The organism is Streptomyces albipurpureus (assembly GCF_023701525.1).
In the GTDB taxonomy this organism is placed as follows: Bacteria; Actinomycetota; Actinomycetes; order Streptomycetales; family Streptomycetaceae; genus Streptomyces; species Streptomyces albipurpureus.
The window spans coordinates 162,621-176,068 of record NZ_JAMQAW010000003.1 but is presented as its reverse complement, the minus strand read 5'-3'; the positions used below and the strand labels follow the sequence as shown (position 1 = coordinate 176,068).

At 67.4% G+C, this 13,448-nt stretch carries 11 protein-coding genes and 3 pseudogenes; 8 read left to right on the top strand and 6 right to left on the bottom strand.

Annotation, left to right across the window (positions count from 1 at the left end; translation table 11 throughout):
- Positions 1-279 precede the first annotated feature (279 nt).
- A complete protein-coding gene (locus tag NBG84_RS04160; protein ID WP_250917871.1) occupies positions 280-501 on the bottom strand; it encodes a helix-turn-helix domain-containing protein in 222 nt (73 codons plus the stop codon).
- Complete coding sequence (locus NBG84_RS04155; protein WP_250917870.1) at positions 501-998, bottom strand: DUF2975 domain-containing protein; 498 nt, start codon at positions 996-998, stop codon at positions 501-503. The genes NBG84_RS04160 and NBG84_RS04155 overlap by 1 nt, the downstream gene beginning before the upstream one ends.
- 575 nt (positions 999-1,573) lie before the next feature.
- Between NBG84_RS04155 and NBG84_RS04150 the strand changes: the two genes are divergently transcribed.
- Positions 1,574-2,125 carry an EF-hand domain-containing protein gene (locus NBG84_RS04150; RefSeq protein ID WP_250917869.1) on the top strand — a complete coding sequence of 184 codons (552 nt, stop codon included), beginning with the start codon at positions 1,574-1,576 and terminating at the stop codon, positions 2,123-2,125.
- A 708-nt stretch (positions 2,126-2,833) separates the two neighbouring features.
- Here the strand turns inward: NBG84_RS04150 and NBG84_RS04145 are convergent.
- On the bottom strand, positions 2,834-4,144 hold the full coding sequence (locus tag NBG84_RS04145; RefSeq protein WP_250917868.1) for a Cys-Gln thioester bond-forming surface protein: 1,311 nt from the start codon (positions 4,142-4,144) through the stop codon (positions 2,834-2,836).
- A gap of 802 nt (positions 4,145-4,946) precedes the next feature.
- Here NBG84_RS04145 and NBG84_RS04140 point away from each other — a divergent pair.
- Entirely contained in the window at positions 4,947-5,123 is a 177-nt protein-coding gene (locus NBG84_RS04140; protein ID WP_250917867.1) for a hypothetical protein, read from the top strand.
- Positions 5,124-5,308: 185 nt separating this feature from the next.
- Here the strand turns inward: NBG84_RS04140 and NBG84_RS04135 are convergent, their stop codons facing one another.
- Together NBG84_RS04135 and NBG84_RS04130 are read right to left on the bottom strand one after the other, a co-directional pair.
- A complete protein-coding gene (locus NBG84_RS04135; RefSeq protein ID WP_250917866.1) occupies positions 5,309-6,136 on the bottom strand; it encodes a DUF1206 domain-containing protein in 828 nt (275 codons plus the stop codon).
- 215 nt (positions 6,137-6,351) lie between these two features.
- A complete protein-coding gene (locus tag NBG84_RS04130) occupies positions 6,352-6,552 on the bottom strand; it encodes a hypothetical protein (protein WP_250917865.1) in 201 nt (66 codons plus the stop codon).
- 358 nt (positions 6,553-6,910) lie between these two features.
- Here NBG84_RS04130 and NBG84_RS04125 point away from each other — a divergent pair, with 358 nt between their 5' ends.
- The 5 genes and pseudogenes from NBG84_RS04125 to NBG84_RS04105 all read left to right on the top strand — a co-directional run bounded on the left by NBG84_RS04125 (position 6,911) and on the right by NBG84_RS04105 (position 10,130).
- Positions 6,911-7,984 (top strand): outer membrane protein assembly factor BamB family protein, encoded by a 1,074-nt coding sequence (locus NBG84_RS04125; protein ID WP_250917864.1) that lies wholly within the window; start codon positions 6,911-6,913, stop codon positions 7,982-7,984.
- A gap of 65 nt (positions 7,985-8,049) precedes the next feature.
- The gene (locus NBG84_RS04120) at positions 8,050-8,697 is read left to right on the top strand and encodes a GntR family transcriptional regulator (RefSeq protein WP_250917863.1); all 648 of its coding nucleotides are present in this window, start codon (positions 8,050-8,052) and stop codon (positions 8,695-8,697) included.
- Positions 8,694-9,194, top strand: coding sequence for an OsmC family protein (locus NBG84_RS04115; RefSeq protein ID WP_250917862.1), 501 nt, complete (start codon positions 8,694-8,696; stop codon positions 9,192-9,194). Before NBG84_RS04120 ends, NBG84_RS04115 begins: the two co-directional genes overlap by 4 nt.
- Positions 9,195-9,272: 78 nt before the next feature.
- Positions 9,273-9,688, top strand: a pseudogene (locus NBG84_RS04110) (transposase family protein); the annotation flags it as partial.
- A 56-nt stretch (positions 9,689-9,744) separates the two neighbouring features.
- Positions 9,745-10,130 (top strand): annotated as a pseudogene (locus tag NBG84_RS04105) (hypothetical protein).
- A gap of 547 nt (positions 10,131-10,677) precedes the next feature.
- On the opposite strand, the pseudogene NBG84_RS04100 reads toward NBG84_RS04105, so the two are convergent.
- Positions 10,678-11,763: pseudogene (locus NBG84_RS04100) on the bottom strand (GNAT family N-acetyltransferase).
- 1,147 nt (positions 11,764-12,910) lie between these two features.
- Between NBG84_RS04100 and NBG84_RS04095 the strand changes: the two are divergent.
- On the top strand, positions 12,911-13,441 hold the full coding sequence (locus tag NBG84_RS04095) for a hypothetical protein (RefSeq protein ID WP_250917861.1): 531 nt from the start codon (positions 12,911-12,913) through the stop codon (positions 13,439-13,441).
- The last annotated feature ends 7 nt before the right edge of the window (positions 13,442-13,448 follow it).

Sequence of the window (13,448 nt, the reverse complement as noted above, 5' to 3'; positions counted from 1 at the left end):
TGCGGTTGGCGGTGTGTTTGGTTTGGTCGCGGTAGAGGCGGGTGAGTGGTTGGTTGCCGCCGGTGCGTCCTGGGGTGTGGGAGCCGACGCGTCCGGGGTGGGTGCGGGCGTTCCCGGCTCGGAGGTCTCTGGTCACCGCCGTCCCTCAGCTTTGTTCTTCCTGGAGGTCGGCCATCTGCGCGCGGCGTCCAGAGCCGACTCCTCGACTCCGGCGCAGTCGGCGCAGGGCGTTGGAAATTCCCCGTGATGGATGCGGTGGGGGCGGCGCTCGGCGGAGGGTCACCCAACCACAGGGGCATCCGCTTCCCGGCGCAGCGAGTCACCCGGCTGGCATTCGAGCACCTCACAGAGTGCCGCAAGGGTCGTGAAGCGCACAGCCTTGGCCCGGCCGTTCTTCAGCACCGCCAGATTGGCGGGCGTGATTCCCACGCGTTCAGCGAGCTCGCCCACGGACAGCTTCCGCTGAGCCAGCATCACATCGATATCGACCGCGATCGCCATCAGATCACCTCGGCCAGTTCGGCCCGCAGTTCGGCGGCCTCGGCATCACGCTCGACGGCTTGGGCAAGGAGTATCCGCAGTACGAGCACGATGAGCGCGATGCCCTGGAGCGCCAAGGCGACCCCACCCGCCAAAAGGACAACCCCCGGGGCGACCCCCTCGCCCGGCACCAGGATAGACCCGAGCGCGGCCACCAGCAGGGAGGCGGCCACAAAAGCACCGATCACCCCATGGACATAGCGGAAGGCCGCATGAGAGAACACAGTGCCGCGTCGCACCATGGTCACCAGTCGCCATACGCAGACCAGGAACACTTGGACGGTGACGCCCCCCGCAACGGTGATCACCAGCGCAGCGATGCGCACGTGTTCAAGGTCCGATTCGAGCTCCTCCAGATCGACGGCGAGCAGGGGCACCAGCACCGTCTGAACGAACACCGAGCCGGCGAACAGCGCCGCCAGGACGGCACGCAGCGCAAGCACCGTGAGCTTTCCCACCATCTCTCCCTCAATCGAATAACGATACAAATCTATCGACTATCGATACCTTCGACAAGAGGTCGACGACCGAAGGCGGATTCCACCCCGCCAGGGAAGGAACCCCCGACGCTCCGTACCAACGAACCACGCTCGAACAGGAGGTGCGGGGCGAGCCATCACGCTCCGGGGCCAACCAGCGCTATTGGGGCGTCCGTTCGAGCTTGCCGCCGCCCTCGGTCGGGATGCAGCGGAAGGGACGTCAGAGCCTGGATGGACTTGAACGGCGTGGCAGACTCCGCCGGGCCGACCTGATCGAGATGGGCGTCGTACGCGGTGTCGTCCTGGCCGCCGACGCCATCTCTTTTCGGCCTGGTCACTTCTCTCACCAGAGTGAGTGGGTGGGCGCGGGTCATGAAAACGAGCCGCACTTGTGCGGGCGGCCGGCCAGAGTGGCCCGAAGGACTGCGGCTGATGGGCGCCATGGCGAAAAAGCGATCACTGGATAGAGTGCTCTGTGGAGCGTTCGAGGCTCCTTTCCCATCGATGTGCTCCAAGCTGAGCGGCCCGAGACAAGATCATGGAAGGACTCGGCTATGACCGCTGCGGCACAGGACATCATCACCACCAAGCTTGAGCGCACCTTCGACACCCTGGATGCCAACCACGACGGCTACGTGGACTGGACGGACTATCAGAAGCTCGCCGATCGTTACATCCAGGCCTATCGGCTCGACAAGGGCGACCGCCGGGCCAGAGCGCTCCAGTCCTTTTGCCAGATCTACTGGCTGGAGTTGCTGCGCCACTCGGGTGTGGCGGAGGACCGGCTGACGAAGGACGAGTTCATCACGGCCAACCGTCTCGCGACCGTCGATACAAGCCGGCTCAACGTGACCGAGGGCGGTGGCCATGCGATCTTCGACATCATCGACAACGACGGCGACAACGAGATCAGCAAGGATGAGTTCACCCGCTTCCTGAGGGACGTGTGGAAGGTCGACGCCTCCGACGCGATGGGCATCTTCAACAAGCTGGACACCGACGGAGACGGCGCAATCTCGCGCCACGAGTTCATCCGTGCGGTGCGCGAGCACTTCCTGTCCAACGACCCGGACGCGCCGGGCGGCCTGTTCTTCGGGCACGTCTGACCTACGCCCTTCACGGCGGTCGCCGTGCGCGAGCCCTAGTCCGCCCGACTGCCCCACTGCCGTGCAACAGTGGTGGGGCTTCGCCGTTGGTCCCTGTGCCGCGGGGGCAGGCCAAGGCTCACTGGCCCGCTGATGGTGTGGTGTCGATCTGGTCGAGTTTGGACTGGGCGCCGTCGGCGAGGCTGGCACGGAGGCCCTCGATCTCTCCGAGCCAGCCCTCCTTCTCCGCCTCGGTGACGCGGTCGACGAGGTTGTCCCGTCTCTCCGCGAGGCGAGCACGTCGTCGCGGGTGACTTCACGCAGGTGGTCGTAGCGGTTCGACCACTCCAGCAGCACGGGTCGGATCCGGTTGAGGTAGTTCCAGACTGCCGCAACGTCCCGGGAACGGGGACCACCGTCGTGCAGCAGCCGGGCCCAGTACCCGACATCACGGCCGATTTTGGTGGCGCGGCAGTCGAGCTTGGACTCCAGCCACTGCTCGAACGAGGAAGACACCGATGCGGTCCAGGCTGACACCAGCCGATCGCCTTGCGGGCGATGGACCGCTCGCGGTTGGCAGTGTCGGCGTCCATCGCGTCCGGCAGCGGCTCCAGTCATCGGGACGGGACCGGTGCCGTTCCTGCGCGACAGCGGCTGACCGGTCGGTCCCGCATATGCGACAGGCCCGCCGCCTCGCGCAGTGCGAAGCGGCGGGCCTGCAGGGCTGGGTCAGTGCCGGGCGGAACGCCGACGACGGACGGTGAACAGAACGCCACCACCGACCACCGCGAGCGCGGCGGCGATACCCGCGATCACACCAGTGCCGCTGCTGCCGGTCTCGGCCAGCGGGCCGCCGGGCGTGGGAGAGACCGACACGCTCGGGTTGGCGGACGGAGTCACCCCAACGGTGGGGGAAGCCGTCGCGTCCCCACCGGTGCTGTTGCCCCCACCACTGGTGCTGTTGTCCCCACCGCCGGTGCTGCTGCCGCCGGTGCTGCTGCTGTTGTTACCGCCGGTGCCGTTGCCCCCGCTGCCGCCGTTGCCCCCGCTGCCGCCGGTGCCGTTGCTACCGCCGGTGCCGTTCCCGCCGCTGGTGCTGTTGCCCTCGCCGGTGTTCCACCGCGCGACGGCCTTGGCACTCGTCGTGGCGTCGCTCGGCGCCACGAGGATGATCGACTGAGCGTGGTCCGCTGCGGTGGGCGTGTCTCCGGGCGTGGTGGGAACCGAGACGACGCGGCCGGTGACCGCCGAACCTGCGGCCGTCGCGGTGATCGTTGCGGTTCCGGACCGGTTCGTGCCTCGGAGATCGAGGTACAGGGCCTGGCCGTCGACAACGGAGTTCGGGTCGAGAGCGGCCCCCTTCGCATCGGTCAGCGCTGCCGCGGGGTCGACGGAGACGCTGACCGTGGCTTGATTGGTCGTCACGACGAACGGGCCGACGATGGTTCCGGCGTCTTGCGGGGTGCTCGGCGCGGAGATCGAGATCGTGGTCGCGGCTTCCGCCGGTGTCATCCCGGTGCCCGCGTTCGCACCGGCGAGGAGGTAGCGGTAGGCGGTTTCCGAGTCGGTGGTCTCCCATGCCCAGGGCGCGTCGTAGTCGAGATCGGTGTACCGCCAGATCGCGTACTGCGTCGCCTCGATCGCGTCGTTGCGTGCGATCCCGGGCGCTCCTGCCGCGGTTCCGAACTCTTCGAGGCTCAAGGCGGGATAGCTGTGCGCGAGTACCCAGAGGACCTTGCTCTGGACCGTCGGATCGGTGAAGCGGTTGGTTCCGAGATAGCTCCCGAGGTCGCCCACCGTGCCCTTGACATCCGTCAGTGCGTCCACGTCGTGCTCAATGCAGTACGCCCAGAGCTCCGGCTCACCCGGCTCGTCGGGGTTCGCCGGTGCGTGCGCGTAGATGGGGAAGACCCCAGTACCGCTGTACCCCTCCCGGTCACCGATGTACACCGTGCTGCCCTCCTGCGGAGACACGGCAACGCCAGCGGACGCCGCGGCCGTTCCCGACGCAAAGAGCACGACGAACGCGAGGAGACCCATCGTCACCACACGCGAAACCCGTGTCGATCGTCCCAGTACCCTGCTCGCTATTCCCACGCCTATCCCTTTCATTCCATGGAGAGCCACGTCGGCTAGTACGCAAAGGAGCCCACGCCATCGGCTCCTGCGACGAACACGATATCGACTCATTCACCCCATGTAGTGCATTTGTAAGAGTGGGATCTGATCTCATCTAGTACATGCTGAATTGCCGTTCGATCGAAAGAGTGGGCTTTCTGGATCGTTGATCCATTCGTGAAGGAGTGAACTGCTCGGGGAAGAACAGCAGTTGTCGCCGTCGGCGCAGGAGAACCTTCGGCCGAGGCCGGTGGCGGGCCGGACTCACGAGGATGTCGGGCGGTGTTCCAGGTCACACTCAAGGCGGGTGAACAACTGGTGCGCGAAGTGGCCGTCGTGCGGCGGCGAGACACTCTTGGCCAGCCGTGTGAAGGCGGCTGAGCGGACATCAGATCCGCGACGGGACCGAGCGGCAGACGGTCTCGCAGACCGTACTGGATCACCAGCCACGTGACCTGGGGCCGGCCGGGCAGTCACGGGCCCCGGGGGCCTGATCGCGAAGCTCTGTACCAGGTACGCCTGACCGAGCGGGGCGTGGGCATGTACCCGCACCGGTGGGCGTCATTGCACAACGGGCCTGGGTCAGACATCGCACGCGCGTGGCCGTCCGGGATGGTCTGTTTCCGGACGGTCGCCCCTTCGCACATTGCCCGCAGGCCTTCTTCACCTGGTACGCCCGACGAAGTGGTCTTCTGGATGCCCGTTGCTGATGTGGGGAGTGTTCATGCGGGCACCCGGTCCGCTCGACCCCCGCAGGGTCGGGGTCCACGAGATCACGGGCAAGCTCGGCGAAGGGCGGAATGGGCCAGGCTCTTCAGGGCGCTCACCGGGCGAGCGGTGGGTGGATGGCGAGACCGGACTGCTCTGCTACTTGGAGCAGGTACGCCGAGCGTTGGCCTGAGTTCGAGTCGCTGACCACTTGTCTGGAAGAGATGGCGGCTGCGCTGGAGATGCCTTGCCTCGTCCCAGGTCTGAGGCCCGGTCTGGTGAACGGTGCGCCGGTGTGGGGGCTCGCCGGCCTGGCCCGATCCGGACGCCTCATGGGTGCCGTTCACCCGGTGACGTGCCCGCGCGGTCCGCTTCCGGTCATAGGCGGCGCCAGCGAGCGGAGGCGAAGGAGAAGACACCGAAGAGAATCAGACCGATCGCCACGGCAACCAGAAGCCATGGTCCAGCCGGCGTCTGGGTAAAGCTACGGAGCGTCGCGTCCATGCCCTTGGCCTCTTGCGGGTCGAAGCGGATGGCTGCCACCAGGATGAAGATCCCGGCCGCGGCAAACACCATGCCACGTGCCACGCCTCCGCCCACGCCCAGGGCGGTGACGACCTGCTTCGTACGGCGACTCATAGCGCCGGTGTCAAGATCCCGTAGGAACCGGCGCATGGCTGCCTTGACGGCCAATACCGTGCCGATGCCGATCAGAATGCAACCCCCAGCACCCACCAGCTCCTGACCGTAGGGCAGTTTGAGTGCCGACGCCGTCCAGTCCTGCGACTGTGCGTTGCCGTTGCTCTGGCCGTCCCCAGCGGCGTACTTGGCCGTGCCCCAGCAGACGGCGGCGTAGAAGATCGCCCGGCCGCCGTCCACCACCCGTGAACCCGCCTTGTGCTGACGGCCTCTGGTGAGCACGGCGCGGGAGCCGCGCCACAGCGCCATGGCGGCGAAGCCAACAACCAACGCCCACAGCATGGTTTTCCCGAAGGGCTGAACGGCTATCTCGTGCAGTGCGCCCTGCCGGTCCGCCTGGCCGCCGCTCCCGACGGCGATCCGGATGGACAGCATGCCGATCAGTACGTACACGACGCCACGGGCGATGAACCCCGCTCGCCCCGCGGCCGTCAGGGTCTCTTTCTCCGCGGACCGAGCCGTGGACCTGGCGGTCCGGCCGCGCCTGAGTATCTGCGACAAGGTCACGATGTCCTCCCCTAGAGCGGGCGCGCGATATGAGCCCACCGCTCCCGAGTGCCCCGGGGCATGGCTTTCATGCGCACACCCGACGGGTGACGTCGACAACGGGCCTGGTCGAAGCCGACGAGGACGGGCCGTTGGGACGCCGAGTTGGGGATCACCGCATGGGGAGTAAGGGGAGCCGAGGGTGTCCGAGGTTTATGTGCAGAAGGACCGGCGGGTCATTTGGTGGCCGCGGGGACAGTTACCCGGGTCAGCGTGTTGGAGTTTTCGGAGAACCATGCCTTCCATACCTGTGCGGTCTGGTCGATATCGCCGTGCACGGTGCCCCGGACGCGTCCTTCGGTACAGGTGTGGGTCGTTCGTTCTCCGTCCACCGTGCGGGGTTCGGGGACGGTACGAGTGTCCACGGCGGTGTGCACCCATTCCGCCCCATCGGGGAGACTCAGCTTCAGCGGCGTGGCGTCGTGTGTGTCCCTGCCGTCCCAGGGGGTTCCGAGCCCGTGTCGTCGGTGAGGGGTGGGCGCGTCGTCGGCGAGATGGGCCAGCGCGTGGCGGCAACCGTCACCTGCACGACCTGCCGCTGACCGTGGCCGGCGCGGACCGTACCGAGAAAGCGGAACGGATGGCGGCAATCATCAGCCACCAACGCGCCCGCTCAGACGACTCGTCGCAGGCCCGCACATGAGCGGTGCGCCTGGCTCAACCACTTGTGACAGGTTTCGTCTCCTCGGTTCGTTTTCGCCCCCCCCTGGACACCCAGGATCCTAGAATGCGCTCATGCAGACCGATGTGATCGCGGCTCCCGCTGACGACATGGGGCGGGTGGTAGTCGACCAACCTCTCGACACCTCGCTCACGGTGAAATGGCAACGGTCGTTAGCCGACTTCGACGTCCTCACCGCACGGCTGCATACGGTGTCGGGAGTGGCCATCCTGACATTCCCCAAACACGGCATGCTGTCCTTCGGAACCAACCCGCCCGACATGGGAGCGGACGTCCGTAGGTGGCCGGTGCCAACGGTTCACATCGCCGGCACCGCGTACGGCGGGCAGTTGATGGTGATCGACGACTGGGGCACCGTGTATCGGGTCAGCCCCGATCGGGCGCCCGTGCCAGGGTGGCGCAGCGGTCGCCATCCGGAGGGTGTGGGAGTGGTGGGGCTGCCGGGCGGTCTGTTGCTGGTGTCCGACACCATTGAGCCGGCGACTGAGGTGGTTGAGGAGGCCACTGGGCAGACCTTGTGGTGTGCCGCGGTCGATCTGTGCCCGGACATGCTGGTGGGTGACTCTGTGGTCGGCGTCGAGGGCCCGACGTCCAGTGAGCTGATATCGCTGGATGTGCGCACTGGTGAGGTGCGGTGGCAGCGGCGGGGATCGATACTGCCCCCGTCGAGCGCAATCGCGGTGGTCGCCGGTGTGCTGTGGTTCGACGACCCGATCCACAATCGGCTGGTCGGGTTCCATGTGGATACCGGCCGTCCAGCCGGCACCGTCGTGCTACCTCGCGAGTCACGGCTGACGGGCACCCTTGACCAGGCTGGGCATCTCCATATCGGCGACGAACACGGTTGGCTCATCGTGGACTTGGCCCGGGCACGAGTGCGGGCGGACGTGCGGTTCGAGGCGTCGGATATGGGAGCTGTGTACGCGAGCCGGACCCGGCGCAGCGCTGATGGCCGGCTGGTACTCGCCGACGACCGGGGACAGGTTTTCGTGGTGCGTCCCGACCGTCCCCGCAGGCCAGTATGTGTGGCGACGCTTCCGGCGATCAAGGGAATCGGGATCGCGGCGGGCCAGCTGATCGTCCTGTCCTACGACGGCACACTGAGCGGCCTTGGTGCACCCTCATAGCCCCAGGCCTGTAGAAAGAGCTGACCGGGGACGTCGATTCAGTCAATGCATGCAATAATCGCTCTATGGATGCATACGACGGCTTGCTGGGCTTGATCCGCACGGGCGAGCTGCGCGGCGACGTCAAGGTCTCCGAGGCGTCGCTTGCCGAGCGGTTGGGCGTGAGTCGCACCCCCGTAAGAGAGGCGCTGCGGGTTTTGGATGCACAACGCCTGGTCGTCAGCCAGGGCCGCGGCGTGCGGGCCAGGGTGCCGGGTACTCGGGAGCTCGCGGAGGCGTTCGAGACGCGTTGTGCGCTGGAGAGCTTTGCCGCGCAGGAAGCGGCAGCAGCCCAGTGCGCTGGGCTGCTGTTGCCCGCACGGTTGCGTGAGGTGGAACGCCTTGCCGCCTCCTGCGACCAGGCGACTCGGGTGGCGGGCGCGCTGGCAGGAGCAGAGGAGAACCGCAGGTTCCACCTGGCCCTCGCGGCACTGGCTGGCAACAGTCAGATCAACGCGTTGCTGACAGCGGTGTGGGACCAGATCACCATCGCCACCCGGGCCGGGTTGACCACCACGCCCCGAGTGAACGACGTCCACCGCGAGCACGAAGCCATTCTGCAAGCGATCACCAGCGGGCGACCGGATCAGGCGCGCCGCGCTGTGTCAGCCCACGTCGATCACACACGAAGCATCTCCCTGAACGACATCGACGAAACGGTGACCCACGCATGAGCGGCAAGACGCACGAGTACGACGTCAGCGTCGTCTGGACCGGCAACCACGGAACGGGAACGACCGGGTACACGGCCTACGGCCGCGAACACGAGGTCCACGCCCAGGCGGCTCCCACCATCCTGGGCACCGCGGATCCAGCCTTCCGCGGGGACCCCACACGGTGGAACCCGGAGCAACTCCAGGTGGCGGCACTGTCGCAGTGCCACATGCTGTGGTACCTCAACCTCGCCGCCGCGGCCGGGGTCGTCGTCACGGCCTATGAAGATCGCGCCCACGGCGTCATGTGCCAGGACGACGCGGGGGGCGGCCAGTTCGAGTCTGTGACGCTGCGACCGCGCGTCACCATCACCGCCGACAGCGACCACGAGGCCGCTCTGCGGGTACACGCCGACGTGCCCGCGAAGTGCTTCATCGCCCGCTCGGTCAACTTCCCCGTGCACCACGAACCGGTCATCACCGTCGACGGTGCTGCCATGCCCTCGACCCCCGTATAGCCCATATCCACCACCCGGCAACGATCATCAGTGGGGCCGGCCCGGAGGTCGGCTGGTCCCACTTGCTTGAAGAGCCACGTGTCCCACGCGAACGCAGCAGTCACACCACGCCATCGGCTCAAGGTCGCTCAGCTCGTCGTCGACGAGGGGTGGCCGATCGGCGAGGTTGCCGCGCGTTTCCAGGTCTCCTGGCCCATCGTGAATCGGTGGGCCGACTGATACCCGCTGGCGAGCCCATCGACCGCTCCACGCCCCCGAAGACCTCGCCGAACGAGACGAGCAGGACGAGCAGGACGAGCAAGTCTGTGACGAAGCGGTGCGTGAGCCTGCGCATGCGGTTGAGGGAAGGACCGGTTCATCTCGCCACACCATCGACTGCCCCCCTGTCCCCGGTGCGAGAAAGACGTGCTTGCAGCCGGAATCTACGGTGGGGGTTGCGGCGTACGTCCAGCTCCCCACTCGCGTACGCAGCCACGCACCCAGCGTCGCTCGTCGCTACGTCGCGGATCCTTCGTTGTGATCGTCGGGCCGGTCGGGGCACCCTCGCGTGATGAGTCGTGGCGCATCGCCCGGATCGGTTGAGCGAGGCTGGGACGGGCCCTGGTACCGAGTCCACGCAGGTGCTGTCGAGGCGTCCTTCCTGCCTGGTCAGGACGGCGAACTGGACTCGGACTCGGTGTGCAACGTCGACGTCTTGGTGGATCTGAAGGACGGATCGCGGTGCAGTGCGACCGTCTTCACGGTCGTCGAGGTCGAAAGCTTGATGGGGAAGTGGGCAGGGACCGGCGAGGCTATGGGAGGTCGCTGCTTCCGGATCTCGGACGGCTTGATCGTCCAGGATCCCGGCATCGGCATCGGCATCATGACGGGTGTGATCGCCGGCTGATCGAGGCCGGCGATTTCCCCGAGGTCTTCCAGCGACTGGACGGTGACTGACCAGGCCACGGCCCGGTTTCACGAGGCGCCCGGTCATGCCACGTCGGTCTCGCGCAGGAGGCCGTCGCCGGAGACACGGACGACGCCTTGACAGCCCCTCTTCTTCGGTGCTCGCCGACCTCAACGTAGGTGGGGGGCCTGAGCGGAGTGACCAGCTGCCGTGGGCCCCAGTTTCCAGCTCGCTGACCAGGGGAAACACTGATACTCAACCGGCCATTTCGCTCAACGGCCAGATGAGGCACTCCTCCTCGATCACTGTGGCTGAGCACTTCAGTCGGCGGGTTGAGCACATGCCGGGCCGATCACAGGAGACTGCCGCAGTGGCTACGGCCGCCCGACTCCTGACGCGATACGGGCTCCATACGATCGGCGCGGTCGCCGCCACCCCCGTCGGTACGCTCCAGCGCGTCCTGGGACGCGCCCAAGACCGACTCCTGCACGAACGCGCCCACGGTGTGGACCACCGGCCCGTGACCCCGCAGGCCCCGGCCCGATCCTGGCGCGGACCACTCCTTCGAACTGGACGAGCTCGCCCCAGACCGGCACGTCAGCGATGCCGTATATGGCCCACGGTCTTCAGAGTCCGGGCGGCAAAGGACGCGAGCCGGGGACGGTCCGTGACGAAGCGATGCGCGGCGCGCACCGGCTCCCGGCTCAGCCGGTGCAGAGCGGCACCGGCCCCAGGGCGCGTCAGGGCACCCTCGTAGACCGTCAGCTCCCGGGTCTTGAGGGAGTCCTTCTAGCGCGCTTCTCCCCGGCCGAGGTCAATGAGTCCGATGCCCGCGGCGGCAGCGGCCTCGACCATGCGTAGCTGGAACACCAGGCCTGGCGAGAACTTGGCGAAGCGCACATCGTAGGCGGGAAACCACCAGGACAGGACAGTGCGCGAACGGAGGCCGAAGTGCGCGGCGACAGGGAGGTCGGCGGCGTAGAGCACCGACAGTACGCCCGAGCAGTCGGGGGCTTCGGTGTCGGCGAGGGTGCGTATGAGGTGTGTGATCCACTCCTGCGCGAACCGGTCCCGGCGTCCGGTACGGCGGTACTGGGCGGACTTCCAAGCCATCAGGGTCTCCAGCACGGCCGGGTCCCGTTCGTCGAAGACGAATCTCAGCGGACCGACCTGGCGGTCCATACGGCGCGCTTGCACCAGCGTCGACTTCAGGAACCTCCGGGAACGCTCGCGCAGCAGCCCTTCGTAGTGGGCGTAGCCGTCGGCGACATCGATGACCGGCGCAGCGAACCCGTCCGCTCCGGGGGCGATGAAGGCGTTCTGGCCCGTTTCAAGGTTGTCGAACTCCCAGACGGACAGGGAGCAGGCGCGTAGCAGGCGCTGTGGGTCCAGCTCCAGACCGGGTCGCAGGATCGCCCCCTGGCAGTCGGAGACGCCCATCCCGACCGCGCGGCCACGGCCCCATAGCCCTCGTTCGAAGGGGAAGAACCCGGCTTCCTCGCCGCCTTGGTACTGGACGGCGACCCTGGTGCCCGGCCGGACGAGCCCGACGGCGCGGGTGAACTCCGGCGCCATAAAGGGATTGTCCGGTGAGCCGGCGGTGGCGCGCAGCTCGCGCCAGGCACTGAGGGCTTCCGCCGTCAGCTCTGCCGGGTGAAGTACTTCGATGCGATCGCCACTCATGTCGGCTCCCGTACCCATAGCTGTTCCTTGTCTCGGCCACACTGAAGTGGCGGTGCGCGGGGATGCGAAGACAGACCGGACCGCGCTCACGACTCCCAACGGGTCGAGCGGCCGGTGCGAGGGGGCAGGCGATCCTGCCCAGGCATCCGTCTAGGTCCGTAGCACCTGAAGGACATGGAGATCGGGAGCGATGGTGTTGGCGGTTAACACGATCGTCGTTGAGTGGGCGTTCCGCACAGCCGTCGCCGGCGACTGTTGCGAAAGCTGCGCCTGAGCCTGCGCCGTGACGACCGCCCGGTAATGGGTCTGCGGCCCGCGATAGGCTTCACCGCTCGGGCGTCCCCCCAGGGGCGTCTGCACCGAAGCCGACCGCACATCCATAGCGATCGAGCCGGCTGTCGCCTCGTGCACGGGTTGCGGGATCTGATGGTCCACCACCGTGCTGAGACAGAAGAAGAGAGCGGCGGCCAGCGCTGCGAAGGCCGAGCGCAGGCAGCGAGGCCGCGGTGACTTCCGCCCGGCGTCCCCGCTGTGTTGGGGCGGTCTCATGGACATGCTCGGGCGTCGACCGGCGCGCCAGACGACCCGGGTACGGGCCGTTCCTGCGCCACCCCAACGTCCGCCCATTCGGACCTCACTTGCTGTCTGCCCCTCTTTACCGGCTCTCCGAGGACCCGGCGTCGCCAGGATCGCGGTCCAGGAGCTACGGCAGCTGGCCGCTACGTTCGCCCTCACCCCGTAGATGTCCCTCTCACCGCCGCCCCAGGACGCCGTGACACTCAGCCCTGTCCCCCACCGCGAACCTCTCTACCACCTCACCGTGCAAGCCATCCGCAGGCCATCGCCACACCACACACTCATCAGCCGGAGGGGAAGCGGTGTCCACCCACCCCGTCAGTGGCTGTGACCGCCATGGCCCCGCGTGTAGAAGGGGCCACTCTCCCATAAATGGGTAAAGGAGTTGTAGAGGATCCATCGCGCCCACCGCGATCAGCTGCACGGGAAGCGGCCGCAGAGAGCCGGCGGCCCCCTCACCCGCGCCACCTGCCCCGCCCAGAGCCCGGCCCCACCCAAGTCGAGTTCACCTCTCGGGTTTCCGGGGCTCGCCTGGACAGAGAAACGTACAGACCCATGAGCGCGGCTCGCTTTGCTCGCTTCCGTCGATGAGGACATCACGGAGAGTGAGGCGCTACAGCTGGCCGTCCAGCATGCGGTTGCGGAGCTTGGCGGCTGGGGCGGAGCTGTGCATTTGGGCGGTCCCATGACCGCACTGCGGCTGGTCTCGTCGGCCGGGCTGACACATGCTCTCACCAGGAGCTGGGACATCGTCGACCCCGATGGTCCGATGGCGCCCGCCCGCGCGATACGCCTGCGCCGCGGTGGGTGGATGCCGACCGAACCCGCCGGACCGTGGCCCATCACCGGGATGGCCACGACACCGCTCTTCAGCCGGGGGCGTGCGGTCGGTGCCCTCACCATTCTGATGGGTGACCGCCGCGAACCGGCACCTGAGCAGTGGGATCTTCTGCGGACCATGGCCGTCTGGGCCGAGCAGCGGAGGAACGAGGGCGCCACCGCCGGTCCGGCCCCCGCGGGCGGAGCCAAGGGACAGCCGGCTACGGGACGCGCTGAGCGAGGTCCCGGTCGGTGCGTGGGAATGGAACGTCCGAACCGGTGAGCTGGCG